The organism is Citrobacter sp. Ce119, from assembly GCF_030334525.1.
In the GTDB taxonomy this organism is placed as follows: Bacteria; Pseudomonadota; Gammaproteobacteria; order Enterobacterales; family Enterobacteriaceae; genus Citrobacter; species Citrobacter europaeus.
Genome location: NZ_JAOWDR010000060.1, coordinates 159,654 through 186,217, shown reverse-complemented (window position 1 = coordinate 186,217; position 26,564 = coordinate 159,654). Strand labels below are relative to the sequence as shown.

Sequence of the window (26,564 nt, the reverse complement as noted above, 5' to 3'; positions counted from 1 at the left end):
CGTTAAATTTGTGAGATGACCGGTCGGTAACACGCTTCGCGCATCAGGATTTTCATTCCCTCCGGCCCGCTTTCCAACATCCGTCGTTCCGAATCCGCCACTAACAGTTCACAATCGTAGCCACCCGTAATACCAAACATCGCCCGCGCCACGCAGATATCTTCCAGCGCTGCAGCCCCGCTGGTGTCAAAATGTCCAACCATACGCCCATTCTGGCGAACCACCAGCCGGTAACTTTTCATCGCGCCTCCCCTGCCGGTGGCAGAATTAATTCATCACAACCGCACAGGTTGGTCCACGTCATCACGTCCAGCACCCGCTGTGCGGCGTCGTGCGTCGCGGTCGTCAGCGCTTTACCCAACACAATACCGCTCACCAGCTCAGCACAGAACAAATCGCCAGTCCCCTTCAGATCCGTTTTCACCCGCGGGTGGGCCAGCACCTCAACCGTTTCAGCCGTCACCACCGCAACGTTAATAATCTCTTCGCTATCCCCCGGCGCGCTGGTAATCACCACCCATTTCAGCGTGTCGGTGAGCAGCGATTGTGCCGCCGCGATAGCTTCATCAAGCGTACGACACGGTTTTCCGCTCAGCATTTGTAGCTCAAACACGTTCGGCGTCAGCCCCTGAGCCAGCGGCAACAGGTGCTTGCGATAAGCTTGCGGAATTTCAGCTTTCACATACATTCCGCTGTCCGTATCGCCAATGACCGGATCGACCAAAATGCACAGTGCCGGATGCGTAGCCCGCACCGTTTCCAGCCACTGCGCCAGCAAGGCGATTTGCTCCGCGCTCCCCATATAGCCCGTGGTCACCGCCTTTAGCTCGCGTAAAGCATCACGCTCATTTAAGGCGCGGAGATAACCGCTAAACCAGTCGGGCGGAATAACGCCGCCGTAAAAGGTTTCATAATGCGGGGTATTACTGAACAGCACCGTAGGGACTGCCGTCACGCGTAATCCCTGCGCCTTAATGGCCGGAACAGCGATGCTGTTGCCTACGCTGCCATACACCACTTGTGACTGGACGGCGACGATATCGGTCTGTAACGCCCGATGCTTGTCGTCGAAGAGCACCGACTGAATATCATTCCCCTGCTCCATAAATTTCTCCTCTCGCTGGACAGCGGGCTTACACCTCACTATTATCGTCATATGCTAAAATTCATTTTGTCATAGGTCAATAATGATCGACGGAAAAACCGCTAGCGAAATTTTTGACAGTATTCGTCAACATGTCGCTACAGGCACGCTGGCAGCGGGCGAAACGTTACCGCCAGTACGTGAACTGGCAACGGCATTAAACGTCAACCGCAATACTGTCGCAGCGGCTTATAAGCGCCTGGTCACCTCCGGGTTGGCACAAAGTCTGGGACGCAATGGCACGGTGATCAAAGAAATTTCTGCCCCCGTTGCGCTGGAAGGCGGTGATCCGGATACCCCGCTTATCGATCTTTCCGGCGGTAATCCTGCGCCCTCGCGTCTTCCCGATCTGAGTAGTTATTTCGCGAAGATAAATAAGAATCCGCGGTTGTATGGTGATGCTGCCGTGTCGCCAGGACTTAAAGCATGGGCCGCGCAGTGGATGCAGGATGTAATGCCTTGCAAGGGTGAAATTGATATCACCAGTGGCGCCATTGATGCCATTGAGCGGCTGCTGTGCGCCCATTTACTGCCTGGCGACAGCGTTGCCGTAGAAGATCCGTGCTTTTTGAGTAGCATAAACATGCTGCGCTATGCCGGTTTCTCCGCCAGTCCGGTCAGCGTTGACCGCGAAGGCATGCAGCCAGACATGCTGGAAACCGCGCTTCAGAAAGGCGCGCGGGCGGTGATTCTGACGCCGCGCGCGCACAACCCTACAGGATGCAGTCTGAGCGCATCCCGTGCGGCGCAATTGCAGGAAATCCTGGCTCGCTATCCGCAAACGCTGGTGATCGTCGACGACCACTTTGCGCTGTTGTCCGCTTGCCGCTGGTATCCGGTAATAGCTAAGGAAACCACGCACTGGGCGGTTGTCCGCTCGATGTCAAAAACGTTAGGCCCGGATTTACGCCTGGCCATTGTGGCCAGCGATCCGCTCACTTCCGGAAAACTGCGTTTACGGCTCAACTCCGGCAGTCAGTGGGTCAGCCATCTGCTCCAGGATTTAGCCTGCGCCTGCCTGAGTGACGAGACATATCAACACACGCTGGCGCAAACTCAGCAGTTTTACGCTGCCCAGCAACAAAAACTGGCAGCGGCTCTGCGCCAACATGGCATTGATCTGCCCGCCGGTGACGGGCTGAATCTATGGCTACCGCTGGAAAATAACAGCCAGGCGACCGCTTTTGCGTTGGCAAAATCTGGCTGGCTGGTACGTGAAGGCGAAGTGTTTGGCGTCAATACGCCTGCGCACGGCCTGCGCATTACGCTGTCAACCTTAACTGACAGCGACATTAACAAGCTGGCGGCTGATATTCATCTGGCGCTAAAGCGCTAACAGGAGAGAAAAAGTGCGAGTTCATTTTGTTATTCATGAGTCTTTCGAATCTGCTGGCGCGTACCTGCCGTGGGCCGAATCACGCGGCTATACCATCACCTGGTCACGCGTTTACGCCGGAGAAACGGTCCCCGCTAATGCCGATGGCTTCGATATGCTGGTGGTATTTGGCGGCCCGCAGTCACCCCGCACCACGCTGGCAGAGTGCCCATACTTTGACTCTCAGGCCGAGCAGCATCTGATTAACCAGGCGATTTCGGCACGAAAAATCGTGGTGGGCATCTGTTTGGGGTCGCAGTTAATCGGTGAAGCGCTGGGCGCGAAGGTGTGCCAAAGTCCGGAAAAAGAGATAGGTCACTACCCGATCGTCCTCACCGAGGCAGGCCAACAGCATCCGTTATTCAACCATTTCGGCTCACCGCTCACCGTCGGTCACTGGCACAATGACATGCCAGGGTTAACCGACCAGGCGACAATTCTTGCCGCAAGCGAGGGCTGCCCGCGACAAATCGTGCAATACGGTAATTTCATCTATGGTTTTCAGTGCCATATGGAGTTTAACGCCGAAGCGGTAGAAGGATTAATTCAGCACTCTGAGCAAGAACTTGCCGAAGCCAAAGGGAAACGCTTCATCCGCTCTGTGGAAGAGATGCGCGCCTGTGATTACCAGCAGATGAATGAGAAGCTGTGGCAATTCCTGGATAAGCTGGTGGAAAAACGTAACGATTAATCATCCCTGGCCGGATAAAACATTATCCGGCCATCGTGCCAGGCAGTTACCTGATGGCGCTGAGCTTATCAGGCCAACAAGTTAAATTCCCAGCCCCTGATTAAAGTGCTCTTCACCAAAAACGCCGGTCGAAAGGTAGCGATCGCCGCGATCGCAGATGATCGCTACCACCACTGCCCCCGGTGTCGCGCGCGCCACGCGTAACGCGCCTGCCACCGCGCCGCCAGAACTGACACCGCAAAAAATACCTTCACGCACGGCCAGTTCACGCATGGTGTTTTCCGCATCGTTCTGATGAATATCCAGCACCTCATCCACCAGCGAAGCGTTAAAAATACCCGGCATATATTCTACTGGCCAGCGGCGAATGCCTGGAATGCTGCTGCCCTCTTCCGGCTGCAGACCGACGATGGTGACCGGTTTTTCCTGCTCGCGCAGAAAACGCGACACGCCGGTAATCGTGCCAGTCGTTCCCATACTGGAAACGAAATGCGTGATACGGCCTGATGTCTGCTGCCAGATTTCGGGTCCGGTGGTGGTGTAGTGCGCGTATGGGTTATCAGGATTATTGAACTGATCGAGCAGTTTACCTTCTCCACGCTGCGCCATCTCAAGGGCTAAGTCGCGCGCCCCTTCCATCCCCTGCTCTTTGGTCACCAGAACCAGTTCAGCCCCATAAGCACGCATCGCCGCACGGCGTTCCTGACTCATGTTGTCTGGCATCAGCAGCTTCATGCGGTAACCCTTCAACGCGGCGATCATTGCCAGCGCAATTCCGGTATTACCGCTGGTCGCCTCAATCAGCACGTCGCCAGGCTTAATTTCTCCGCGTTTTTCCGCTTCGACGATCATCGACAACGCGGCACGGTCTTTCACCGAACCCGCGGGATTATTGCCTTCCAGCTTGACCCAAATTTCACTGCCGTTATCCGGCACCAGACGTTGTAATTTCACCAGAGGCGTATTGCCAATTGTTTGTTCTAATGTGTTCACGTTTTCAGCTCATAAAAAAGCCCGGTAAGCGTAGCGCCACCGGGCGATAACTATGCAAATTAACCTATCAGGCAGATTGCGCCAGGGCAAGTTCCTCTTCACGCGTTTCAATACGCTGGTCGCCGTTATACAGACGCGCATTTTGCAGTCCAACGAACAAACGTTCGCCGCGGCTCGGGGAATTATCGCCCTGCATGACCACCGTCAACGGTTCGTTATACCACCCCAGTGGTTGCACAACTAATTGGGTGTAGTGTCCTTTCGGGCTGGCTTCCAGCACCTGAACCGGCAATGGCGAATCCAGGCTGGTACGACGGCTGACATCCACTTCCCACGGGCGCAGGAACAGATCCACCGGTCCCTGATAGCCTGGCGTGTAGCCCAACGGCCAGCGATGTGCGCCCACGTGGAACTGTCCACCGCGAATCGTCCCCTGCAGGCGGTTAACCTCACCCATAAATTCCAGGACGAAACGAGTAGCCGGTTCGCGCCATACCTGATCCGGCGCATCGGCCTGTTCGATATGGCCCTGACTCATCACCACCACACGGTCTGCAACTTCCGTCGCTTCTTCCTGATCGTGGGTCACAAACACGCTGGTAAACTTCAGCTCTTCATGCAACTGGCGCAGCCAGCGACGCAGCTCTTTACGCACCTGAGCATCGAGCGCGCCAAACGGCTCGTCGAGCAGCAGGATCTGTGGCTCTACCGCCAGCGCACGCGCCAACGCCACACGCTGCTTTTGCCCGCCGGAAAGCTGTGCCGGGAAACGGTCCGCCAGATGAGCCAACTGAACCATTTCCAGCAGTTTGGTCACTTTTGCTTTGATGGCCGCCGCATTCGGGCGCTCACGCCGTGGCAGGACCGTCAGGCCAAAAGCGATGTTGTCGAAAACGGTCATATGACGAAACAGCGCATAGTGCTGGAACACGAACCCCACCTTACGGTCGCGGGCGTGCAATCGGCTGACGTCGGTACCGTGAAAACGGATATGCCCGCTGGACTGATGCTCCAGTCCGGCAATAATGCGCAGCAGCGTGGTTTTTCCCGAGCCGGATGGCCCCAGCAGCGCGACCATCTGACCTGAAGGAATATCCAGCGAGATATCGTTCAGCACCTGGGTGCGACCAAAAGACTTCTTAATATTGGCAATCTCAATGCTCATGGTTTTCCTCCTGCTGCGCGCGTTTCTCCTGGTTCTCCAGACGCCATTGCAACATGCTCTTCAAAAACAGGGTAATAATCGCCATCAGCGTTAATAGCGCCGCGGCGGTAAAGGAGCCGACCGTGTTGTAGTCCTGCTCCAGTAATTCAATCTGTAGCGGCAGCGACAAGGTTTCGCCCCGAATCGAGCCGGAAACCACCGACACCGCGCCAAACTCGCCAATCGCACGCGCGTTGGTCAACACCACGCCGTACAGCAATGCCCAACGAATATTTGGCAGCGTAACGCGTCGGAACATCTGCCAGCCGGACGCGCCCAGCAACACAGCCGCTTCATCTTCATTGCTGCCCTGGCTTAACATCACCGGCACCAGTTCGCGCACCACAAACGGACAGGTCACGAATACCGTCACCAGTACCATCCCCGGCCAGGCAAACATAATTTGCAGGTTGTGCTCATCCAGCCATCCACCAAGCGGACCGTTAGAGCCGTAAAACAGCAGATAGACCAGACCGGCGACCACCGGCGAAACGGCAAATGGAATGTCCAGTAGCGTCAGCAACAGCTGACGGCCGGGGAAGTTAAAGCGAGTCACCAGCCAGGCCAGCAACACACCAAACACCAGGTTCACCGGCACCGCAATCAGCGCAATCAGTACCGTCAGCCAGATGGCATGCAGCATGTCCGGGTCAGCCAGGTTATTTAATACCGGCATCAACCCCTTGCTGAACGCCTGCACGAAGATATAAATCATCGGCACCAGCAAAATAAAGGCGGAGACCAGCATGCCCGTGCCGATCAAAAACCATTTACCCCAGTTGATGCGGGGTGCGCCATAGCGTTTCAATTGGGTAATGTCTGCCATCAGTGACCTACCACGCGTCGACCAAAGCGACTTTGCAGGGTGTTAATTGAAAACAGCAGCAGCAACGACGCCCCGAGGATCACAGAAGCAATCGCGCTGGCGGCTGGGTAGTCAAACTCCTGCAAGCGAACAAAAATCATCAGCGAGGTCACTTCCGTTTTCCATGCGATGTTCCCGGCGATAAAGATAACCGCGCCAAACTCACCGAGGCTTCGGGTAAACGACAGCGCAACGCCCGCCACCAGCGCGGGAGACAACTCCGGCAGCACCACTTTACGAAAGCTCTGCCAGCGGGTGGCGCCGAGCGTTTCCGCCGCCTCTTCATATTCCGGGCCTAACTCCTCCAGCACCGGCTGTACGGTACGCACCACGAACGGAATGCTGGTAAACGCCATCGCCACTGCGATGCCGAGCCAGGTGTAGGTCACCTTAATATCCAGCTTCGCCAGCCACTCGCCGTAGAAACCGTTGACTGAAAACAGCGATGCCAGCGTCAGGCCTGCCACAGCCGTAGGCAGCGCAAACGGCAGATCCATTAACGCATCCAGCAGCGTACGGCCCGGAAAGCGATAGCGGGTTAAGATCCACGCCATCAGCAAACCAAACACGCCGTTAAAAATCGATGCCACAAACGCTGACAGCAGCGTCACTTTATAAGCTGCTACCACCTGCGGATTGGTAATTACATCCCAGTATTGCGCCCAGCTCATTTGCGCCAATTGCATCACCAGCGCGCTGAGCGGCAGCAGCAATATCAGGCAGACAAACAGTAAGCTGGTGCCCAGGCTTAAGGTAAAGCCGGGCAGCACGCGTCGGGAAGAAACAGCAAACATTTACTTACGCCCCGCCGCCAACAGTTTGTCCAGCTCACCGCCGCTGACAAAGTGCGTTTTCATTACCTCAGGCCACGAGCCAAACTTGTCTTCCACGCGGAACAACTCGGTCTGCGGGAATTTGTCTTTCAGCTTGTCCATCACCTGCGGGTTATTCACCCGGTAGTAGTAATCCGTGATGATGGTCTGCGCCTGCGGGCTGTACAGCCAGTTCAGGTACGCCTTTGCCGCTTTTTCAGTACCGTTGGCTTGCACATTTTTATCTACCCAGGCCACCGGGAACTCCGCCAGAATGTTGACCTTCGGCACCACGACTTCGAAGCCCTGGTCTTCATACTGTTTACGGATGTTATTCACTTCCGATTCAAACGTGATCAGCACATCACCCAGACCGCGTTCAACAAAGGTGGTCGTTGCACCGCGACCACCGGTATCAAACACTTCCACGTTCTTCAGAAACTGGGTCATAAACTGTTCGGTTTTGGCTTTATCGCCCCCATCCGCTTTATCTGCCGCGCCCCACGCTGCCAGATAGGTATAACGCGCGTTCCCGGAGGTTTTCGGATTCGGGAAAATCAGCTTCACGTCCGGGCGAACAAGGTCGTTCCATTCGTGGATATTTTTTGGGTTACCCTTACGCACCAAAAACGCCATGGTGGAATAGAATGGCGAACTGTTATTCGGTAGACGGCTTTGCCAGTCGGCGGGGATCAGTTTGCCCTTGTCATGCAGGATCTGTACGTCGGTCACCTGGTTATAGGTCACCACATCGGCTTTCAGTCCCTGCAGAATCGCCAGCGCCTGTTTTGATGACCCGGCATGAGATTGTTTAATCGTAAGTTTGTCACCGCCGTTATCCTTCGCCCATTGCTGTTCGAACGGCGGGTTAAGGGCGGCAAACAGTTCGCGGGAAACATCGTATGAACTGTTCAGCAGTTCCGTTGCCTGCGCCTGACCCACCAGCAACAGCATTGCTGCCAGCGTCAGGGTTCTTTTTTTCAGTAAGTTAACGGCCATTGCGCACCCTTATAAATTAAATGACTTTCTTATGGTCATCATATTTATAACCAGTGCTAAAGGAGTAACGGTTTTATATACCGTTTGATGATTTGAAAGTTGAAAAGAGAATAAGGGGGGCACCTCCCCAGGTTCACCAGGGAGGAGACCGGCATCAATCAGACGCCAACGCTAACGCTTTCAGGCAGGGTGCTGCCGCCATCAATCACATTTTGCGTGCCAGTTAAGTAACTGGACTCATCCGACGCCAGGAATGCCGCCAGTTCACCGACCTCAAGCGGGCAGGCCAAACGGCGCATCGGAATAGCTTTCGCCATTTCGACTAATACGGATTCCGGATCCTGCGGATTAGACTGACGAGCGATGTTTTCCGCCATCGGCGTACGAACGTAGCCCGGGCAAATGGCATTCACGCGAATGCCGGACTGCGCGTATTCGACCGCCAGGGATTTGGTCAAACCGATAATTGCGGCTTTCGACAACGCATAAGCCGTTTCGCCCGGATCGGCAACCATATCTCCAGTCACAGATGACATCATCACGATGCGCCCATCTTTGCGCGCAATCATCTCCGGCAGAACGGCTTTCGTCACGTTCCAGACGCCTTTAATGTTAATATCAATGTGGAAATCGCGATCTTCATCGCTCATATCAAGGAAGTTGCCGAGGCGACAGACGCCCGCATTGTTGACCAGAATATCGATTTTGCCTTCGATTTTCTTCGCGCGTTTTACCGCTTCCGCTACCGACGCAAAATCTCTGACGTCAGCATGAACGGCTGTGCAACGGTGTCCACGCCCAGCCAGTTCATCCGCCAGTTTTTCAATCTCATCGGAGATATCCAGCAGGATTAAGTTCGCGCCATGGCGGGCAAACGTTCTGGCAATCCCTTCGCCAATACCCTGAGATGCGCCCGTAATCAATGCTGTTTTGCCCGTGAGTTTTCCCATTTCAATATTCTCCTTTTGAATATGAAGCATTCACTTCATTCACGCAGAAGATACAGCAATAACAAATTAGTGCTGAGGAATAGCTCACTAAATCAGGTTAATCTCAGGTAAAAAAATCCCCGACGATGCGGGGACCCAACAGCAAACATGTTCTGACTACGTTATCAGAAGATTTACAGCCGTTTTTCCAGCAAATGTGCTCTCATCAACTCCGACGCCATCTGCGCATCCCCTTTCTTAATATGAAGCAGTATTTCCCTCTGCTTTGTCGCCGTATCAAGAAAATACTGACGATCGTTCGCAGGTAACGACTCCCTTGTTTTCTCAAAATAAGTAATCAGGACATCTGAGAAAACCTGCAGCACTCGATTGCCACTCGCCTGTAGCAAGAGCAAATGAAAATCTCTATCGTGACGATCGGCCACCAGGGGGTTATCCGCATTTTCTTCAATAAGCCTTAGCTCATTTTCAAGTTTGGAGAGCATTGCCGGGAAGATTCTACGCGTTGCCAGAGGGATAATCGCACACTCAATCAGGATCCTTGCCTCTGTAAATTCCGTGATATCAAACCCGGACAAATCAAACTGCATTAACAACTGGTGATTTATATTGTGCTGTTCCAAATTTTTCAAGACGCTACCACGACGGGGAGAACGTTCAAGCATTCCCATCTGTACCAGCGTACTGAGCGCCTGACGAACTTTATATCTTGATGTATTAAAACGAACAGCAAGTTCAGTTTCAGTTTCAATGCGCCCATCAGCATTGCGGTTAGCATCATCAAGCAGATAATTTTTAATGCTTTCAAACAGTTCGTTTTTGTTATCCATAAACACTCTCTGATTAAAGTGCTGTAAAAATCATGAGTATAAATAATCTAATAAGTTAGATTGCTTAATATACTGTTATGGTAAGATTATAGCCCCTATTATTCAAATTATATCAGGTCATTTGTTAATAAAAAGGAATTAATTATGGTGTTATTCGTAACTCAGTTTGCGATAGTACTGATATGTATCGGTATAGGCGGGCGTTTTGGCGGGATTGGCCTCGGGGCTGCTGGCGGGTTGGGACTCGCTATCCTGACTTTTGGTTTTGGGCTCCCCCCCGACTCACCTCCTATTACTGTTATTTCTATTATCCTTGCGGTTATCACATGCATCACAATCCTCCAGGCGGCTGGTGGGCTTGATTTATTCGTTACGATGGCAGAACGGATCCTCAGAAAGTGGCCAGGCGCTATCACTTTTCTCGGCCCAGCCGTCGCTTACCTTTTTACTGCTATCTGCGGAACAGGGTATGTTGCCTTTTCCGTTTATCCAGTAATTGCTGAAATTGCAGCAGATGCCAGGGTACGGCCAGAAAGGGCCATGTCTATGTCAGTAATCGCTGCCAATTTTGGGCTCATTGCCAGCCCAGTCAGTGCGGTCGTTACAGGGACAATTGCTGTCCTTGCTGGATTACATGTCTCTGCTTTAGATATCTTGTTGGTCACCGTTCCCGGAACGTTCCTGGGCTGTATTGTCGGCTGCCTGTTCGTCTTTAAGAGAGGTCATGAGCTTAAAAACGATCCGGAATTCCAACGCAGGGTTGCTGAAGGTGAGTTTGAATCAGTAAAAGCTGAAGAGCGAACCGCCAATATAGTGACAAAAGAAGCGAAGAGAGGATTGCTGATTTTCCTTACCGGTATCATTCTGGTGGTGCTTATGGGTTCAATTCCTGAGTTACGTCCACAGTGGAATAACGGTAGCGGAATGGAACGTATGAGTATCCCAACCACACTGCAAATAGTTATGCTGACAACAGCATGTATTATTATGATGGTGTGCCGAATTTCTCCATCAAAACTAGATTCAGGTTCAGTTTTTAAAGCAGGTCTTGTAGGTGTCGTCGCCATATTTGGTCTGTCATGGATGATGAACTCCTTCTTTGAGGCATGGCACGAATTATTTAACACTGCCTTCCACGGTTTTCAGAATCCCGTATTGTTTGGCATTATTGTTTTTGGCCTTTCTGCCGTAATTTATAGCCCAGCTGCAACTGCTGTAGCGCTACTCCCCGCTGGCGTGTTAATGGGATATCCGGCAGAAACTCTGGTCGCCCTGCTCCCGCTTACTTGTGGATCGTTCATTATTCCTGGAGGGGCACAGATCGGCTGTGTGGCGTTTGATCGAACCGGGACAACTCGAATTGGCAAGTATGTGGTTAATCACAGCTACATGCTACCAGGCCTTGTTACCGTTGTAGCATCAACCCTTTTTTGCTTCCTTTTTTCCAGAATGCTGATGTAGAGCGAGAGAGCTCGTTAATTGTGGTAATACCTTTTCTTCATGGCATCCCCCCTGAACGAGCTCAGAGAGGATGCCCATTACTCATTTTTGAATATCGCCACTGCAGTTTTCCACAGAACGTACTTTACAGAACAACCTGAGCAATTAGATAAGCAAAAATTACCTGAGAGATGACCATGACAAAGCCCGGACGAATATAGCTATGGTTGACAACAAAGCGTCCAATCTTTGTGGTACCTGTTCGGTCAAATGCAACACAACCGATTTGATTTGCTCCCGGTATAATGAAGTCACCACAGGTACAGGCAAAAATAGCAATAAGAAACGGGGCTGGTATACCCAAGGTAACACCAAGTGGCATGATGGCAGCTACCGTCGCCGCAGGACTCATAATGACCAGAGAGAACAAGAATACAACCACACCAAATAGCATTGGAGCGCCATTTACAATGCCACCAAAGACCTTAATCAATTCTGGCTGATAGGCATCAAAAAACGTCGCAGTCATCCATGAAACGCCAAGGATTGCCACCACCCCCATTAAACCAGCACGGAAGACTGAGCCGCTATTCAAGCTACTGCTTGGTACTTTACTGACGATCATAATAAACAAAGCTGCTGTCAACATAATCATCTGAATAACCATTGGGGTTGACAGTCTTTTTCCATCCCAGGAAGGAAGTAACCCTGTAAAAGAACCTAAAATAAGCACCAGTACTACGCCAATCGCAAAGATCACAACGCCTTTTTTAGCGCCGGCCGTAGCAACATATTCTTTTTTCTGCTCAGTATGCATGAACTCATATTCGCCAGCGGCTACTCTCCTCTGAAATTCCGGATCGTCCTCCAGCTCTTTTCCGCGTTTATAAACCGAAAAGCTGGTAACAATGGCAGCCAAAAAGAATGAAGGGAGAGCAATTGTCAGTATTTGCCCAAGAGTAATCCCAGCATATTCATGCAGGATTGCCAGCATCCCCGCGGTTGCCGCACTCATCGGACTGGCTGCAACCGCGACACTGGCCGCAATAACCGTTGCGGACAACGCTCGCTCCGGACGGACCTTTGCTTCAGCAGCAACCTCAGCGACAACCGGATACAAAGAGAAAGCAACGTAAGTAGTGCCACAGAATAGTGTAAATATGGAAGTTAATATTGGGGCAACAAAAGTAATAGCCTGTGGTTTTTTACGCAGTAATTTTTCAGCCACACGCACAAGATAATCAAGTCCTCCAGCGGCCTGTAATACGCTGACAGCGCCAATCACGCAAATAATAATTAACATTGCAGTAATAGATGGTGTGGAGGGTTTAAGTCCAAAGCCCAGAACTAATATTGCAACGCCAAGTCCTCCACCAGCACCAAGCCCCATTCCGCCATAACGCCCGCCTATACCAATACAGGCGAGTACAATTAGTAATTGTATAAAAAATAAAGCATCCATTTTTCACCTCTAAGCATCTCCCGGATATTGCATCCGGGAGATATTAATTATTATGCTCAGGATTAGTTTAAATATGATTTAGCAACTTCGATCTGTTTTTTAACAGCGTCAGTGCCAGTTCCACCATAAGACATTCTTGATTTAATACATGCTTCGAGAGATATACTCTCATAAATATCATTATCAATCTTATCATCAAATGAATGGAATTCATCCAGGGTAAGTTCTTCCAACATTTTTCTATGTTTTATACAGTAATTAACAGCACTGCCAACAATATGGTGAGCTTCCCTGAAAGGGATTCCTTTTCGAACCAGGTAGTCAGCCATATCGGTCGCGTTTGAAAAACCTCTCGCTGCTGCGCTGCGAGTATTCTCTGAGAGAATAACCATTTTTTCGAGCATCGGCGCCATAATTTTCAAACTGGTCTGTAAGGTATCCATAGAGTCATAGACCTGTTCTTTATCCTCACTCATATCAGTATTGTAGGCGAGAGGAATACCTTTCATGATGGTCAGCATCGCCATTAGATTTCCGTACATACGCCCACCTTTACCACGCATTTTTTCGGCCACATCGGGATTTTTCTTCTGTGGCATAATGCTGGAGCCGGTACAGAAATCATCTGAAAGCTCAATAAATTTAAAATCCTGACTTGAGAATAAAACCAGCTCTTCAGACAAACGGGTAAGATGCATAAAACACATAGCCGCTGCAGCAGTGAATTCAACCATATGGTCGCGATCGCTGACAGAATCAATACTATTCTCAGTCGGCTTGTCAAAACCAAGCTCTTGAGCCGTGAAATCACGATCAATGGGGAAAGTTGTACCAGCAAGGGCCGCTGAACCTAAAGGGCATTCCCCCATGCGTTGATAAAGGTCTTCAAAACGGGTCCAGTCACGGCGTAACATCCAGTAATATGCCATTATCCAGTGCGACAGAAGAATGGGCTGCCCGGTCTGCAAATGAGTATAACCGGGCATAATCGCATTAATGTTATTTTCAGCTTTGCTGATAATAACTTTTTGCAGATTAACGATATCCTGCTGAATTTCCCGAATAGTTGATCTCATATGCATTTTAGAATCAACAGTCGTTTGGTCATTACGACTTCGGCCTGTATGTAACTTCCCGCCAACAGGACCAATTATTTCTGTCATACGTCTCTCAATCGCCATATGAATATCTTCATCAACGGTATCAAAAACGAACTGCCCTTCCTTAATCTCTTTATCTACTTGCCTTAAGCCAGCAATAATCTTATTCGCTTCATCCTGCGTGATAATTCCCTGACGGCCCAACATAGTGGCATGAGCAATACTCCCCTGAATATCGAAAGGGCAGAGACGTTGTTCCAACATAATTGTCGCGTTATAGGATTCAACCAGTTTATTTGTAGGCATATCAAAGCGCCCACCCCATAATTTTGTAGACATAAAACCTCCAGGGAGTTTTTGTTGCAAAATAGTTAAATAAAAATTCCGTTATTTTTCGGTCATTTTCAGATTACAAGACTGTCATTTTAATTGTCAACAAATGAAGCCATTAAATCAATTTATATAGGAATTAATTACACTTATTAGCGTATTTATTTTTGTGAATCACGCGAAAAAATCAGATCTTTATCACATTTAAATCATTTTTTATTTCAGATATATTCAGAATTTTTAAAGTAATAAATTGTTATTAATAGCTTATTGATTCTAAATAGTGGCATTTAATACTGTTGTTATACGAATAAACTGGCAGGTTAATAGCACTGAACTTGGGGAGAGATTTTCCAGGGAGAGCATCAATGCGGGTGCATTATCGACATGGCAGACGTTGTGTGGCTTGGGGAATAGCTATTTTTTACCAGATGGCGCTGACGCCGCCATCTGGCACAAAAATTACAGGCTCAATAAACGATCCAGCGATGGGGCAAAGTAATAGCCGCCGGTCACTGGTTTGGTGAAACGCAGCATCGCGTCGCGCTTACCGTCTGTGTCGCCAAACATGCTCAACAGCTGTTGTTCAATGTTGTGCAGGCGGGCGCAATAGGCGCAGAAGTAAAGACCGTGCGTGCCGCTGGCGGTGCCGTATGGCAGGCTCTGGCGCACAATTTTCAGTCCTTTACCGTCTTCCTTCAGATCGACACGGCTCAGGTGAGAGGTGACCGGACGTTCATCACCGTCGATCTCTTCGTTGGCTTCTTTAGTACGACCAATCATCATTTCCTGGTCATGGATACTCATGCGATTAAGCTGCTTCAGGTTATGTTCCCAACGCTGCACAAACACATAGCTGCCGCCAGCATCCACGCCATCTTTGATAACGGCAACTTCACGGCGCGTTTCTTCGCCTGCCGGGTTTTCCGTACCGTCAACAAAGCCGCTGAGATCGCGTTCTTCAACCCAACGGAAACCGTGGATCTCTTCTTTGACTTCAATACAGTCGCCAAATGCTTCCATTGCCGCCTGCGCGACGGAGAAATTCACATCATGACGCAAAGAGAGAATATGGATCAGCACATCATACTGGGTGGCTGGCGCCAGGCCTTTACCGTAAGGGATAAAGTCTTTTAACTCTTCTGCGCCAACGCCGCCGCTCAGCGTACGCCAGGTATTGTTGCCGAAAGCGACAACCGCGCCCAGATGCGCGTCCGGGAACTTAGCTTCGAAGGTCGCCAGCTTATCGGCGAAGATTTTGCTGGCCGCTCGCAGGGCCTCAACGTCGCCTTTAACATTGGCTTCAATCCAAATCGCCGCACGGCAATGTTCTGGCAAAATGCCACTCTGAACCTGAGACATTGTTCCTCCTGAAAAAAAGATGCCACGACATCGTGGCATTGTTGGGCGCTATTCTACCTGTTTTTTTAACAAGCTGATTTGTTCAGACGCAAATTAACGCCGCCAGATAATTTTGCTTACTTTCCATGCTTTCAACGTGTCGTCAGACGGCATTAAGCCTTCAGGCCCGCTCCACTCACCGGAAAAGACATAGCTAATATGTTGACTTCCTTCAGCTTTACACTCTACGCCCGCGCTGTCATCTCCGGTTGCTTTCTGACAATTACCGAAAGCTTTAGTGTAAAGGTCACTAAACGGTGTACCCATTTCAACACCCGCGGAGGACGAGATAGCGCTGTCCAATACATCAATTCTGCTGATGGTTCCCTGGCTGCCATTGATGACCATCGCCAGCTTGTCATCTTTCATCGCTTCATAGAAGCGCACCACATTACCGTTATCGGTCTTCATCCCGCTACGCAGGCGGTAATCACCGTCCAGCGCATCAGCAATGGCTTTTTCATCCAACGGCGTCGCGCCCGTTAACGCGCCGACGCCCTGCTCAGTGACCTGCGTTGAAGAACCAAACCAGTTCCACGGATTGGCGGCAGACCAGTTTACCGACGACAACGTTGAACACCCGGTCAGTAGCAGCGGCATCGCGCATAAAGTCAAACGCAGTGATTTCATTTCACTTCCTTCCTTATTTATCAACGTTGCTTGGAGTCCGGTTTCAAAGAAAAGTGCCGTCATTCTTTCTCAAAGGAAAAACAGGCGCGCAGGCGTTGATTGGTTAATAGCCAGATCAGCGCGACAATATCCGCTACCAGCAGCGCCAGCCCGACGCCGTTGACCGGATCGCCTGCCAGCCACATCGTCGGCTGCCAGCACAACAGCACCAACTGAGCGAGGATCAGTAATCCGCGCAGCCAGCGCCATATCACCGGAAACGCAAAGCGTCGCCCGCTGAGTAAAAACGCCAGCACCGCGGGAACGCCGGGAAGCAATCCCAACCAGAATGCGTCATGATCGGGATAAAACAGATTCAGCAACGTGTTGCCTTGTTCACGTGAAGAACCGGCAATCACGAACAGAACCCAGGTGCGCGCCTGCAACAGCAGTACGCACCAGAACAGAAAAGGCAGGCGCAGACGCCCATGACCGTCATAGTCGGCCGGATGAAACTCAGTACTCTTCATCTTCGATCAAGCGCTTACCCAGATTGAGTACATCCGCATGCTCATAACCCAGACGCTCATACATGCCCTGTACAACGTCGTTATCGTCACGCACCATGATTTGAATCTTCGGACAACCGCGGGCAATGAGCTTTTTCTCCAGCCGGTTCAGTAGCGCATTGGCGATGCCGCGGCCGCGAAACTCAGGATGCACGCCCAGGTAATAGGCCGAGCCGCGATGTCCGTCGTATCCGCCCATCACCGTACCGACCACCTCGCCGTTCACTTCAGCAACCAGGAACAAACTGACGTCATGATTTACTTTACGTTCGATGTCCATTTCAGGGTCGTTCCATGGACGCAGCAAATCACAGCGCTCCCAGAGGGTGATCACCTCTTCGAAATCTTCCTGGCGAAAAACGCGTATTTCCATGGTATTGGTTACCTTTTCAGGACGTTAAAAAGCGATTATGGCGCGAACGGCTGATTTAGCCAATATCTGACGCGAAGCGGCGGAAAAAATGGCATAATACGGAATTGTCACGTATTGAAATGAAAAGTAAAACAATTCTTATCCCGATCCGTCGCAACGGACAACGCGATACGATATAACGTTTAGAACCTTTTTTTTACAACTCAGGCCGTATGAGCACTTTTAAACCACTAAAAACACTCACATCGCGCCGCCAGGTGTTGAAAGCCGGGCTGGCCGCCCTGACGCTGTCAGGCATGTCGCAAGCCATCGCTAAAGAAGAAGCGCTTAAGACCAGCAATGGCCACAGCAAACCGAAAGCGAAAAAATCCGGCGCTAAGCGCGTTGTTGTTCTTGATCCGGGTCACGGAGGAATTGATACCGGCGCAATTGGTCGCAATGGCTCGAAGGAAAAGCATGTGGTACTGGCAATTGCCAAAAACGTGCGCTCGATTCTACGCAACCAGGGGATTGATGCACGCCTGACCCGCTCCGGCGATACGTTTATTCCGCTTTACGATCGCGTCGAGATCGCCCATAAACATGGCGCCGATCTGTTCATGTCGATCCACGCCGACGGATTTACCAACCCAAGCGCGGCAGGTGCTTCAGTCTTTGCGTTATCCAATCGCGGTGCCAGTAGCGCCATGGCGAAGTATCTGTCCGATCGTGAAAACCGGGCCGATGAAGTGGCCGGAAAGAAGGCCACCGACAAAGACCATTTGCTGCAGCAGGTGCTGTTCGATCTGGTGCAAACTGACACCATTAAAAACAGCCTGACGTTAGGTTCGCATATTCTTAAGAAGATCAAGCCGGTACACCGTCTGCACAGTCGCAGCACCGAACAGGCCGCCTTCGTGGTGTTAAAATCACCATCAATTCCGTCGGTACTGGTCGAAACCTCGTTCATTACCAACCCGGAAGAAGAACGTCTGCTGGGTACGGCGGCATTTCGCCAGAAAATCGCCACCGCTATCGCTAATGGCATCATCAGCTATTTCCACTGGTTTGATAACCAGAAAGCACACTCGAAGAAACGTTAACCATGAAGCCCGATGCACAGCGCGTAAAACAGTTCCTGCTCAGCCTGCAGGATAATATTTGCCAGCAGTTGTCCGCCGTAGATGGCGCTGAGTTTGTTGAAGATAACTGGCAGCGCGAAGCGGGCGGCGGCGGTCGCAGTCGGGTGCTACGTAACGGCGGTATTTTCGAGCAAGCAGGCGTTAACTTCTCCCATGTCCACGGCGAGGCAATGCCGGCCTCGGCTACCGCGCATCGCCCGGAGCTTGCCGGGCGCAGCTTTGAAGCCATGGGCGTCTCACTGGTGGTGCATCCGCAGAATCCCTACATTCCGACCAGTCATGCCAACGTACGGTTTTTTATCGCGGAAAAGCCGGGCGCTGATCCGGTCTGGTGGTTTGGCGGCGGCTTTGACTTAACGCCCTACTACGGCTTTGATGAGGATGCGGTTCACTGGCACCGCACGGCGCGGGATCTGTGCCAACCGTTCGGTGATGACGTTTATCCCCGTTACAAGAAGTGGTGCGATGACTACTTCTTCCTCAAGCATCGTAACGAACAGCGCGGCATCGGCGGGTTGTTTTTTGACGATTTGAATACGCCGGATTTCGACCACTGTTTCACCTTTATGCAGGCGGTAGGACAAGGTTACACCGAGGCGTATCTACCGATCGTCGAACGCCGCAAAGCGATGAGCTGGAGCGAGCGCGAGCGCGATTTCCAGCTCTATCGTCGCGGGCGCTATGTGGAATTTAATCTGGTGTGGGATCGCGGCACGTTATTTGGTTTACAGACCGGCGGGCGTACGGAATCGATTCTGATGTCGATGCCGCCGCTGGTGCGCTGGGAGTATGACTGGCAGCCGGAAACGAACAGCCCGGAAGCCGCCCTTAGCGAGTTTATACAGGTCCGCGACTGGGTGTAATTGCCTGATGGCCCTACGCTTTTCAGGCTTACAACTACAACGGCACAGCCCCGTAGGCCGGATAAGACGCAAAGCGTCGCATCCGGCACAATAGTGTCATCACGCCCACTGGCGCATACGCTGATGTAGCGTTAACGACGGTTTCTCCGCAAACAATTGCTGGTAGTCGGTGGCAAACTGCCCCAAATGCCAGAATCCCCACTGCATGGCGGCATCTTTTACCGTCGCGCTTTGCGACCATGGGCTTATCAGCTCGCGACGCACGGCGTTCAAACGAATACGTTTTAACCATGCGTTCGGACCAATTCCGAGTATCGTATGAAAAGCGTTTTGCAGCGTCCGACGGCTGACGTGAAGTTGATTACACAAGTCGAGTACCGTCAGCGGCTCTGACATATTTTCCAGCACATACTCGCGCGCACGCGACAGCAGGCGACGATAGCTCTGATGGCTGATGCTCTCGGCCGTGATTATCGGCTGCGCTTCTTCCAGCATTGTGCCCATCGCCAGCAACAGGTTATCGCCCAGCACTTTGCGCACCGCAGGTTGATGGAGGTTTTCCGGATTCTCGCTAAATGTCGCCAGCGCCTGCTGCACAAAGCCCCATAGCGCAGCTTTATGTTGCTCTTTTACCTCCAGCGCCGACTGGTTACGCAGCATATGCAGCACCCTTTCCGGGTTGTGGAGGAAGTTGGCCTGGCGGGCAATCGCCTCTTGCGAAATAACGACACCCAGAATGGTGTAATCATCCGGTGTACTCAGTTCAAATTCCGTCCCGCCAGGTCGGGTGGCAATTTCAGCGTTACCGAGACACTGGGTGCCAATAAATCCCTGTTCGCCGCGCGTGGCCGGAATACCAAACCAGAAGGAGTTCGGCCAGACAAGACACGACTGACGTAGTGCCAGTCCGGTGTATTCACGGAACACCTGAATATCGTCGAGCAGGATTTCCGTGAACTCGCCATGAAATTTTCCCGGATGCAGCTGGTCGTAGATCTGCTGCCATGCGGTAATCGTCAGCGCATGCTCATACACATCCGTTGTTCGCCGTTGGTGAACGTTGTCCACCTCCACTTTCGGCGTAAGTTTAACGTCTTCGGGTAATGCTTCATGATAAAGATGGTGCAGGTTTGCAGTACGTTTCTTTTTCATGATCTTTTAAGCCGGAAGCTTCAACGAAGCCCCCGGCCCTCCGACAGGTTAGTTTTTTAAGCGATAGCGACTACTGCGTTTACGCAACGCTCCGCCAGAAAAGAGCTGTTCCAGCGCCTTTCTGGCTTCATCAAGTGACCAGCCAAAATGGGCAGCCACTTCCCCTGCCGTCATTCCTTGACGGACCGATGCCAACAGCGTCAGAAGTTGCTCAGAGGATTCAGGCGTCAACGGGGCGTCCTGCGTCTTCTCTGCTTTTACGTCTGCTTTCACTTCTGGCTTCTGTTCTGGTTTCTTCGGCTGGCGCTTAAAACCGCCGATCAGCCACTGGGTGTCATCGTCCGGCCGGCCTATTTCCTTACGGCTGATAACACGGCCCGTACGCGCTGCGGCGGCGCTGCCGGCATCAAGCGCTGCGCGGCACGCCGCCAGATCGCCTTCCACCACCAGCGTCAACCGGCCAGGATCGAGCACTTCGTGGCTAAGCAGACGCACATTCGCGGCTTTCAGCATGGCATCTGCCGCATCCACGGCAGCCACCATGCCATCCACTTCCAGTAATCCCAGTGCATTGATCATCACAACCTCTCTTACGCGCGCTGGACTGGATTACGGGCAATATCCAGAACGGCATCGGCAAAGGCGTTACATGCAGCTTTACAAGCGGCCTGGCTCCCGGTCAAAAACGCGGCCGAGTAGTTAGTTTCTGACGGCGGTGGGACGTAGGTCACCAGTTGTACATCGGCAGATTTCAGCGCAGCATCAATGCCAAATGTCGCTTCCAGCGGCGGCGCCACCAGATACGCCATCGGATCGCCAAGTCGGCATCCTGCGGTAGCCGAAAGATACGACCCGGTACGCGAAACCACGTGCGCCAGGAAAGCGGTATCTTCTGCGTCATTCGCCCACTGGAACGCCGCGCCGCTTTCAATATTGGCCACCATCGCATCCAGACCTGCGCGAACTTCGGCCGGGTTTGGCCCTCCGAGCATAATCAGTACTTCGCCCGAGGTTGGAGAGGGACTGTGCGCCGCGCCGGCATACAGCGAGCGGCCATAAACCACTTCGACCATTGCCTGTTTTGTCGCTTCGTCTGCAGCAATATACGCCACGTCATCAGAATCTGCTGTGATGAGTCCGAGGCTACGTATATGTGGCGGTAATTTAAGTTCACGGGCAAAACCGTCATTTATCGAGGCAATCACGCGCATTGCGGTGACTGAAGGTCTAATCAAATCTAATGCTGGCATGATGCCTCCTTAACGGGTCATATTGATGCCGGATGCTTTTTGCTCCAGCATGCGCTTGGCCAAATCCACAATCACCGCCGCCGCTTCAACCGGTGGCGTACCGCCCTGGTGAATGTTCGAGATACAGGTACGGTCAGCTTCAACGGTCGTCGCCACACGCGGCGAATAGACGGCGTAGCAGGAAAGGCTTTCAGACTGGCCAAGGCCCGGACGTTCCCCAACCAGCAGGATCACCGCCTTCGCGCCCAGCAGTTCGCCGATCTGATCTTCGATTTTCACGCGACCATAGCGAACAAAGAATGGCGTCCCCACCTTCAATCCGGCCTGTTTTAAGCCCGACAACAGCGGCGGCAGGATCTCTTCGTAGTTGGCGGTGATAGCATCAGTCGACAGGCCATCAGAGATAATTACCTGTACATCCGGATTCATTACACACTGTGATTTCAGCGCTTCAATGGCTTCCGCACTCAGACGACGCCCCAGATCCGGACGCGTCAGATACAGATTTTTGTCACTGATTTCCGAGCGCACTTCCAGCAGCCCCTGAGCTTTTACCCACTCTTCCGGCACTTCTTTTAAGACCGTATCTTTCGAACGCGAATGGTCGGCAAGGAAACGCAACAACGCCTGAGTACGCGGGCGAGGACCGGCACGGCCGGTACATACGCGCGCTGCGGTGCTACGACGCAGTTCGGTCAACACATCTGCACGATGCGGATCCTCAACGCCAATCCACGCTTTGGCTTCGGCGGAGCCTAAATCCATCGCACAGCTTTCACCAGTCGGCGCGGCGCACTGCGTGGTGCTGCATTTTGCTTGTGCTGACGGCGTCTGAGCCTGAGCCTGCGGCTGCGACTCCCCCATTGATGCCATCACGCTACGTACAATTTCTTCAATCTGCTTTTGATCCATCATGTGTCATCCCCGCGTCATCAAAAGAACAGTGACGGATCGCCCGCCCGTTTGGTCAGGCGACCGTTTGCCATAATGCCCATGGTTTCCAGCCAGCGTTCAAACTCCGGCGACGGCCGTAAATTCAGCAACTGACGGACGGTGGCGGTATCGTGAAACGCGGTGGTCTGATAGTTGAGCATGATGTCGTCACCGAGCGGCATGCCCATGATGTAGTTGCAGCCAGCGGTGGCGAGCAAAATCATCAGGTTTTCGTTGAGGTTCTGGTCAGCATCAGCATGGTTGGTGTAGCAGCAGTCACAGCCCATTGAGATACCGCTCAGCTTGCCCATAAAGTGATCTTCCAGACCCGCGCGAATAATCTGACGGTCGTTGTACAGATACTCCGGCCCGATAAAGCCCACCACGGTGTTCACCAGGAACGGATCGTAGTGGCGCGCCAGCCCGTAGTTACGTGCTTCCATCGTCACCTGATCGGCACCAAAGTTAGCGCCAGCAGAGAGCGCAGACCCTTGCCCGGTTTCGAAGTACAGGCAGTTTTCCCCGGCGATGCGGTTAAACTCAGCCCCCACTGCACGTGCTTCATCCAGCATAGCCAGCTCAACGCCGAACTCTTTTAAGCCTTTCTCGCTGCCGCAGATACTCTGGAAAATCAGCCCGCCCGGCGCGCCGCGGCGAATCGCTTCGATCTGGGTGGTAACGTGCGCCAGTACGCAGCCCTGGGTCGGAATGTTGAATTTGTCGATGACGCCGTACACGGTATCCAGTACGCGGCTTAAGTTTTCCACGTCATCCGTTACCGGGTTAACGCCGATCACCGCATCCCCCGCGCCGAATGACAGCCCTTCGTAGATTTGCGCGGCAATACTCTGCACGTCATCACGGGTATCGTTCGGCTGCAAACGGCAGCTAAAGGTGCCCGGCAAACCAATGGTAGTGTTGGCCTTTTTGATCACCGGCATTTTCTTACCGCCGTAGATCAGATCCGCGTTGGAGCAAATTTTTGCCACGCCTGCGACCACTTCTGACGTTAACCCTTTGCGCATAAACGCAATGTCATCCACGGAGGTTTCATCGCTCAGCACGTACTCGCGCAGTTCGCTGATGCTCCAGTTTTTGATGCGGTTATAGGCCGTTTCGTTGACGTCATCCTGAATCAGACGCGTCACGCAGTCTTCTTCATAGGAAATCACCGGGTTATTGCGGATATCCGCCACCGTCATTTCCGACAGCACCTGCTTGGCCGCCACGCGCTCCTGTGAACTGGTTGCAGCTACCCCTGCCAGCACATCCCCCGAACGCAGTTCGTTGGCTTTTGCCAGCACCTCTTTAACATCCTTAAACTGATAAACATTGCCGAACAATGTGGTCTTTAGTTTCATAAGTCGTTCCCTCAGGAAGGAAATGCGAGTGATTTCACCGTCACCGGCACAACCGATCCGCCAAAAAGAGGCGTACCAATGTCGATATAGTCCCCCGCCCGGACAACCACCTCATCGATGACCGCCAGCGGGTGTTGCTGTAACTGTGGGCGTAACAGCATGCCCAGGGCTTTACCAAAATCCTGCTCGGCTACCACCAGCAGGGGATGCGGATTCGGATAGCGCGCGACAAAAGCCAGCAGCGCATCAATAACCGTTAACAGCGCGGCGTAGCGCACCGGCAGCGAACTGGGCAGCGCCAGCACGTAGGCGTCCGTTTGCGGGTCCAGATCGAGTTGCATCAGCGCTTGCTGCCAGGCGGCTACCAAATCAGCCTCATCAACCGGAATCGCCACCGGCAGATTGCGCAGCGGAAGCGCCACACCTTCCAGCCAGATAGTGCTGCCCGAAAGCGACAGCGTATGCGCCCCGGCGCCAATCACCGTGGCACGCACGGTTTGCGCCGGAAACTGCACGTTCATCTCACGCAGGCGCGGATGTTCATGCAGCGCCGTGGCGAGCAGCGGCCCGATGTCGGAAAAACAGAACGGATCGGCAGGTTGGTTGCGGTAGCACTCGCCCACCCCGCCGGACAACGTAATCACTTCCGGTTTCACGCCCGCAGGCAGCAGACCGGTTTGCATCAGTGCCTGCGCCAGCGGTGAAAGCGTACCGTCAATCACTTCCACAATCAGCGCCGCCATCCGTCGCGCCACCTGAACCAGTTGCGTGGCGTTAAGCGAACGAGCGTCGGTACCTGGGCCAAATACGTCATCAACAATCATTTGCCCCGGCTGATGCGCATGCACCACTCGCCCCTGGCCATCAGTTTCCAGCAATCGTCCGCCGACGTTCAGGCAAGCCGAACCGCTGACCTTTCCGGCATCAAACAAGACGTAGTTCGACGTACCGCCACCGATGTCGATATTCAGTACGCGGCACAACTTCTGCTCTGACAGGGTTTGAGCCCCCGCGCCGTGACCGGCAATCACCGATTCCAGATGCGGACCGGCGCTGGCAACCACGAAGTCCCCCAGCGACTGGGAGAGCGCCATCACCGCCGGTCGCGCATTGCGGGTTTTGGCACTTTCTCCAGTAATGATGATCGCACCGGAATCGACGGCCTCAGGCTTGATACCCGCTGCCTGATACTGGGCGAGGATCAGCGCCTTAAGTTCGGCCTCTTTCAACCCGCCCTGCTTATCAACGGGGGTAAAGAAAACCGGGCTTTGCCAGCTAATTTCGCGTTTGATGAATTCGTAGCGCGGCACCTGCGACACTGCCGCACGGTTAACCAGCTCAAGGCGCGAGAAGATCACCTGAGTGGTGGTGGTGCCGATATCGATACCGACGCTCAGTAGCTGGCGAGTATTCACGATTGCGCCTCCGGGTTGGTTTCTACTTCTGCTGGCACATCTTCATCTTTCGGTACCAACAGCATAGCCACACCAATCGCCGTCACGCCGCCAATCAACTTGCCGACAATCATCGGGAAAATCATCGCGTTCATGTTGGCAGCGGCGAAGCCTAAGTGGTCACCCAATGCAAAGGCCGCGGAGACCGCAAAGGCGCAGTTGATCACTTTGCCGCGGGTATCCATATTCTTCATCATGCCGAACATTGGGATGTTGTTCGCCAGCGTCGCGACCATGCCTGCAGCCGCAATATTATTGATTTTTAACAGATTACCGACGCTCATCAGCGGTTTTTCAAACCAGCGGGTCAGCAGCAGAACCATTGGGTACGCACCGAGCAGTACGCAAGAGATAGAACCGATAACTTCGATGGCGCGCATCACTTCACCCGGCTTGTCGCCCGGTGCCATGAAGATGGGATCAAGACCCGGAATCAGCTCCCAGCCGAGCAGGAACTTAATTACCGCTGCCGCCAGGCCGATGGTGATCAGCGCCACGAGGAATTTCGCGAAGATCTGAAAACCGTTGATCATTTTTTCCGGGATGAATTTCAGTCCCAACGCCACCAGCACGGCCACGATCAGCACCGGGATCATATTCATCAGGATCAGCGCGAAGGTGAACTCCACCGGCTGCCCGTTGATTTCGACGCCGGAGTACATCGCTATCAAACCACCCGCAATACAACCAATCGGAATGGTGACGATACCGGCCAGCACACCCAGCGCCAGATAACGACGGTCAGATGGTTCAATAATCCCCAGCGCAACCGGAATGGAGAACACCAGCGTCGGCCCCATCATCGCCCCGAGGATCAGGCCTGAGTACAGCCACGCCGCAACGTCGCCGCCCGCCAGTTCTTTCGCCAGGAAGAAGCCGCCCATATCGCACGCCAGCAGCGTTCCGGCAAACATCGACGGGTTCGCGCCCAGCATTTCGTACAGCGGAATAATCACCGGCCCGAGCACATGCGCCAGTACCGGCGCCAGAGCGGTCATACCGACCATCGCCAGGCCCAGCGCGCCCATCGCCATAAAACCTTCTTCAAACTGGCCGCCCGACCCCTCAATACTCTTACCGAACTTACCGAGGAAGCGCGCCGAACCGCCGAACTGCGACAGGATCCTGTCCACGGCGGCAATCAGCATAAAGAACATCATGATGTACATGATGATTTCGTTAATTCCCATAGCCCCTACTCCCTGTCATTTGTGATTTGTAGGCCGGATAAGACGTTTACGTCGCCTCCGGCATTAACGCCGTGTTATTGCCGGATGGCGGTG

Annotated in this window: 27 protein-coding genes; 5 read left to right on the top strand and 22 right to left on the bottom strand. The window is 52.7% G+C overall.

From position 1 onward, the window contains the following. Nucleotides 1-2 precede the first annotated feature (2 nt). Both OGV80_RS21185 and pdxK read right to left on the bottom strand, forming a co-directional pair. Nucleotides 3-242 (bottom strand): hypothetical protein, encoded by a 240-nt coding sequence (locus OGV80_RS21185; RefSeq protein WP_043017128.1) that lies wholly within the window; start codon nucleotides 240-242, stop codon nucleotides 3-5. Further along, nucleotides 239-1,105 carry a pyridoxine/pyridoxal/pyridoxamine kinase gene (gene pdxK, locus OGV80_RS21180; protein ID WP_087052467.1) on the bottom strand — a complete coding sequence of 289 codons (867 nt, stop codon included), beginning with the start codon at nucleotides 1,103-1,105 and terminating at the stop codon, nucleotides 239-241. The genes OGV80_RS21185 and pdxK overlap by 4 nt, the downstream gene beginning before the upstream one ends. An 82-nt stretch (nucleotides 1,106-1,187) precedes the next feature. Here pdxK and ptsJ point away from each other — a divergent pair, with 82 nt between their 5' ends. Both ptsJ and OGV80_RS21170 read left to right on the top strand, forming a co-directional pair. After that, nucleotides 1,188-2,480 carry a MocR-like B6 salvage transcription factor PtsJ gene (ptsJ, locus tag OGV80_RS21175; protein ID WP_087052466.1) on the top strand — a complete coding sequence of 431 codons (1,293 nt, stop codon included), beginning with the start codon at nucleotides 1,188-1,190 and terminating at the stop codon, nucleotides 2,478-2,480. A 13-nt stretch (nucleotides 2,481-2,493) separates the two neighbouring features. Further along, nucleotides 2,494-3,210, top strand: a complete 717-nt coding sequence (locus OGV80_RS21170; RefSeq protein ID WP_043017131.1) for a type 1 glutamine amidotransferase — start codon at nucleotides 2,494-2,496, stop codon at nucleotides 3,208-3,210. Nucleotides 3,211-3,291: 81 nt separating this feature from the next. Here the strand turns inward: OGV80_RS21170 and cysM are convergent, their stop codons facing one another. From cysM to OGV80_RS21135, 7 genes are all read right to left on the bottom strand, one after another. Beyond that, the gene (gene cysM / locus OGV80_RS21165) at nucleotides 3,292-4,203 is read right to left on the bottom strand and encodes a cysteine synthase CysM (protein ID WP_181231206.1); all 912 of its coding nucleotides are present in this window, start codon (nucleotides 4,201-4,203) and stop codon (nucleotides 3,292-3,294) included. A gap of 67 nt (nucleotides 4,204-4,270) precedes the next feature. After that, nucleotides 4,271-5,368 (bottom strand): sulfate/thiosulfate ABC transporter ATP-binding protein CysA, encoded by a 1,098-nt coding sequence (cysA, locus tag OGV80_RS21160; protein ID WP_047409650.1) that lies wholly within the window; start codon nucleotides 5,366-5,368, stop codon nucleotides 4,271-4,273. Continuing rightward, nucleotides 5,358-6,233: a sulfate/thiosulfate ABC transporter permease CysW gene (cysW, locus tag OGV80_RS21155; RefSeq protein ID WP_043017134.1), complete on the bottom strand. Its 876-nt coding sequence runs from the start codon at nucleotides 6,231-6,233 to the stop codon at nucleotides 5,358-5,360. Before cysW ends, cysA begins: the two co-directional genes overlap by 11 nt. Beyond that, nucleotides 6,233-7,066 (bottom strand): sulfate/thiosulfate ABC transporter permease CysT, encoded by an 834-nt coding sequence (cysT, locus tag OGV80_RS21150; protein WP_003038061.1) that lies wholly within the window; start codon nucleotides 7,064-7,066, stop codon nucleotides 6,233-6,235. Before cysT ends, cysW begins: the two co-directional genes overlap by 1 nt. Further along, nucleotides 7,067-8,083: a thiosulfate/sulfate ABC transporter substrate-binding protein CysP gene (cysP, locus tag OGV80_RS21145; RefSeq protein WP_047409644.1), complete on the bottom strand. Its 1,017-nt coding sequence runs from the start codon at nucleotides 8,081-8,083 to the stop codon at nucleotides 7,067-7,069. Between the two features lie 158 nt (nucleotides 8,084-8,241). After that, nucleotides 8,242-9,033 (bottom strand): SDR family oxidoreductase UcpA, encoded by a 792-nt coding sequence (ucpA, locus tag OGV80_RS21140; RefSeq protein WP_047409642.1) that lies wholly within the window; start codon nucleotides 9,031-9,033, stop codon nucleotides 8,242-8,244. A 173-nt stretch (nucleotides 9,034-9,206) separates the two neighbouring features. After that, a complete protein-coding gene (locus OGV80_RS21135) occupies nucleotides 9,207-9,863 on the bottom strand; it encodes a FadR/GntR family transcriptional regulator (RefSeq protein ID WP_043017137.1) in 657 nt (218 codons plus the stop codon). A gap of 144 nt (nucleotides 9,864-10,007) precedes the next feature. Between OGV80_RS21135 and OGV80_RS21130 the strand changes: the two genes are divergently transcribed. After that, nucleotides 10,008-11,324, top strand: coding sequence for an anaerobic C4-dicarboxylate transporter family protein (locus tag OGV80_RS21130; protein WP_043017138.1), 1,317 nt, complete (start codon nucleotides 10,008-10,010; stop codon nucleotides 11,322-11,324). Between the two features lie 124 nt (nucleotides 11,325-11,448). Here the strand turns inward: OGV80_RS21130 and OGV80_RS21125 are convergent, their stop codons facing one another. The 6 genes from OGV80_RS21125 to OGV80_RS21100 form a co-directional block, all read right to left on the bottom strand. Then, nucleotides 11,449-12,765 (bottom strand): anaerobic C4-dicarboxylate transporter family protein, encoded by a 1,317-nt coding sequence (locus OGV80_RS21125; RefSeq protein WP_047409640.1) that lies wholly within the window; start codon nucleotides 12,763-12,765, stop codon nucleotides 11,449-11,451. Nucleotides 12,766-12,827: 62 nt separating this feature from the next. Further along, entirely contained in the window at nucleotides 12,828-14,204 is a 1,377-nt protein-coding gene (gene argH, locus OGV80_RS21120; RefSeq protein WP_043017140.1) for an argininosuccinate lyase, read from the bottom strand. 453 nt (nucleotides 14,205-14,657) lie between these two features. Beyond that, nucleotides 14,658-15,557 carry a porphyrinogen peroxidase gene (gene yfeX / locus OGV80_RS21115; protein ID WP_087052464.1) on the bottom strand — a complete coding sequence of 300 codons (900 nt, stop codon included), beginning with the start codon at nucleotides 15,555-15,557 and terminating at the stop codon, nucleotides 14,658-14,660. A gap of 93 nt (nucleotides 15,558-15,650) precedes the next feature. Further along, nucleotides 15,651-16,226 carry an RpoE-regulated lipoprotein gene (locus OGV80_RS21110; protein WP_043017142.1) on the bottom strand — a complete coding sequence of 192 codons (576 nt, stop codon included), beginning with the start codon at nucleotides 16,224-16,226 and terminating at the stop codon, nucleotides 15,651-15,653. Nucleotides 16,227-16,285: 59 nt separating this feature from the next. Then, on the bottom strand, nucleotides 16,286-16,735 hold the full coding sequence (locus OGV80_RS21105) for a DUF2919 domain-containing protein (RefSeq protein ID WP_087052463.1): 450 nt from the start codon (nucleotides 16,733-16,735) through the stop codon (nucleotides 16,286-16,288). Next, a complete protein-coding gene (locus OGV80_RS21100; RefSeq protein ID WP_003038048.1) occupies nucleotides 16,722-17,147 on the bottom strand; it encodes a GNAT family acetyltransferase in 426 nt (141 codons plus the stop codon). The genes OGV80_RS21105 and OGV80_RS21100 overlap by 14 nt, the downstream gene beginning before the upstream one ends. A gap of 212 nt (nucleotides 17,148-17,359) precedes the next feature. Here OGV80_RS21100 and amiA point away from each other — a divergent pair, with 212 nt between their 5' ends. Both amiA and hemF read left to right on the top strand, forming a co-directional pair. Further along, nucleotides 17,360-18,229, top strand: coding sequence for an N-acetylmuramoyl-L-alanine amidase AmiA (gene amiA, locus OGV80_RS21095; RefSeq protein WP_003038046.1), 870 nt, complete (start codon nucleotides 17,360-17,362; stop codon nucleotides 18,227-18,229). Nucleotides 18,230-18,231: 2 nt separating this feature from the next. After that, nucleotides 18,232-19,131 carry an oxygen-dependent coproporphyrinogen oxidase gene (gene hemF, locus OGV80_RS21090; protein WP_286515709.1) on the top strand — a complete coding sequence of 300 codons (900 nt, stop codon included), beginning with the start codon at nucleotides 18,232-18,234 and terminating at the stop codon, nucleotides 19,129-19,131. A 99-nt stretch (nucleotides 19,132-19,230) separates the two neighbouring features. Here hemF and eutR read toward each other — a convergent pair whose 3' ends face one another. The 7 genes from eutR to eutH are packed head-to-tail and all read right to left on the bottom strand — an operon-like array spanning nucleotide 19,231 to nucleotide 26,471. After that, entirely contained in the window at nucleotides 19,231-20,283 is a 1,053-nt protein-coding gene (eutR, locus tag OGV80_RS21085) for an HTH-type transcriptional regulator EutR (protein ID WP_043017145.1), read from the bottom strand. A 48-nt stretch (nucleotides 20,284-20,331) separates the two neighbouring features. After that, a complete protein-coding gene (gene eutK, locus OGV80_RS21080; protein ID WP_047409617.1) occupies nucleotides 20,332-20,862 on the bottom strand; it encodes an ethanolamine utilization microcompartment protein EutK in 531 nt (176 codons plus the stop codon). 11 nt (nucleotides 20,863-20,873) lie between these two features. Further along, nucleotides 20,874-21,533 carry an ethanolamine utilization microcompartment protein EutL gene (gene eutL, locus OGV80_RS21075; RefSeq protein WP_047409614.1) on the bottom strand — a complete coding sequence of 220 codons (660 nt, stop codon included), beginning with the start codon at nucleotides 21,531-21,533 and terminating at the stop codon, nucleotides 20,874-20,876. Between the two features lie 9 nt (nucleotides 21,534-21,542). Next, on the bottom strand, nucleotides 21,543-22,445 hold the full coding sequence (eutC, locus tag OGV80_RS21070) for an ethanolamine ammonia-lyase subunit EutC (RefSeq protein WP_043017963.1): 903 nt from the start codon (nucleotides 22,443-22,445) through the stop codon (nucleotides 21,543-21,545). Nucleotides 22,446-22,465: 20 nt separating this feature from the next. Continuing rightward, nucleotides 22,466-23,827: an ethanolamine ammonia-lyase subunit alpha gene (gene eutB, locus OGV80_RS21065; protein WP_005121914.1), complete on the bottom strand. Its 1,362-nt coding sequence runs from the start codon at nucleotides 23,825-23,827 to the stop codon at nucleotides 22,466-22,468. An 11-nt stretch (nucleotides 23,828-23,838) separates the two neighbouring features. Continuing rightward, nucleotides 23,839-25,242: an ethanolamine ammonia-lyase reactivating factor EutA gene (gene eutA / locus OGV80_RS21060; RefSeq protein ID WP_047409611.1), complete on the bottom strand. Its 1,404-nt coding sequence runs from the start codon at nucleotides 25,240-25,242 to the stop codon at nucleotides 23,839-23,841. Next, nucleotides 25,239-26,471, bottom strand: coding sequence for an ethanolamine utilization protein EutH (eutH, locus tag OGV80_RS21055; RefSeq protein ID WP_043017149.1), 1,233 nt, complete (start codon nucleotides 26,469-26,471; stop codon nucleotides 25,239-25,241). Before eutH ends, eutA begins: the two co-directional genes overlap by 4 nt. Nucleotides 26,472-26,564: the final 93 nt, after the last annotated feature.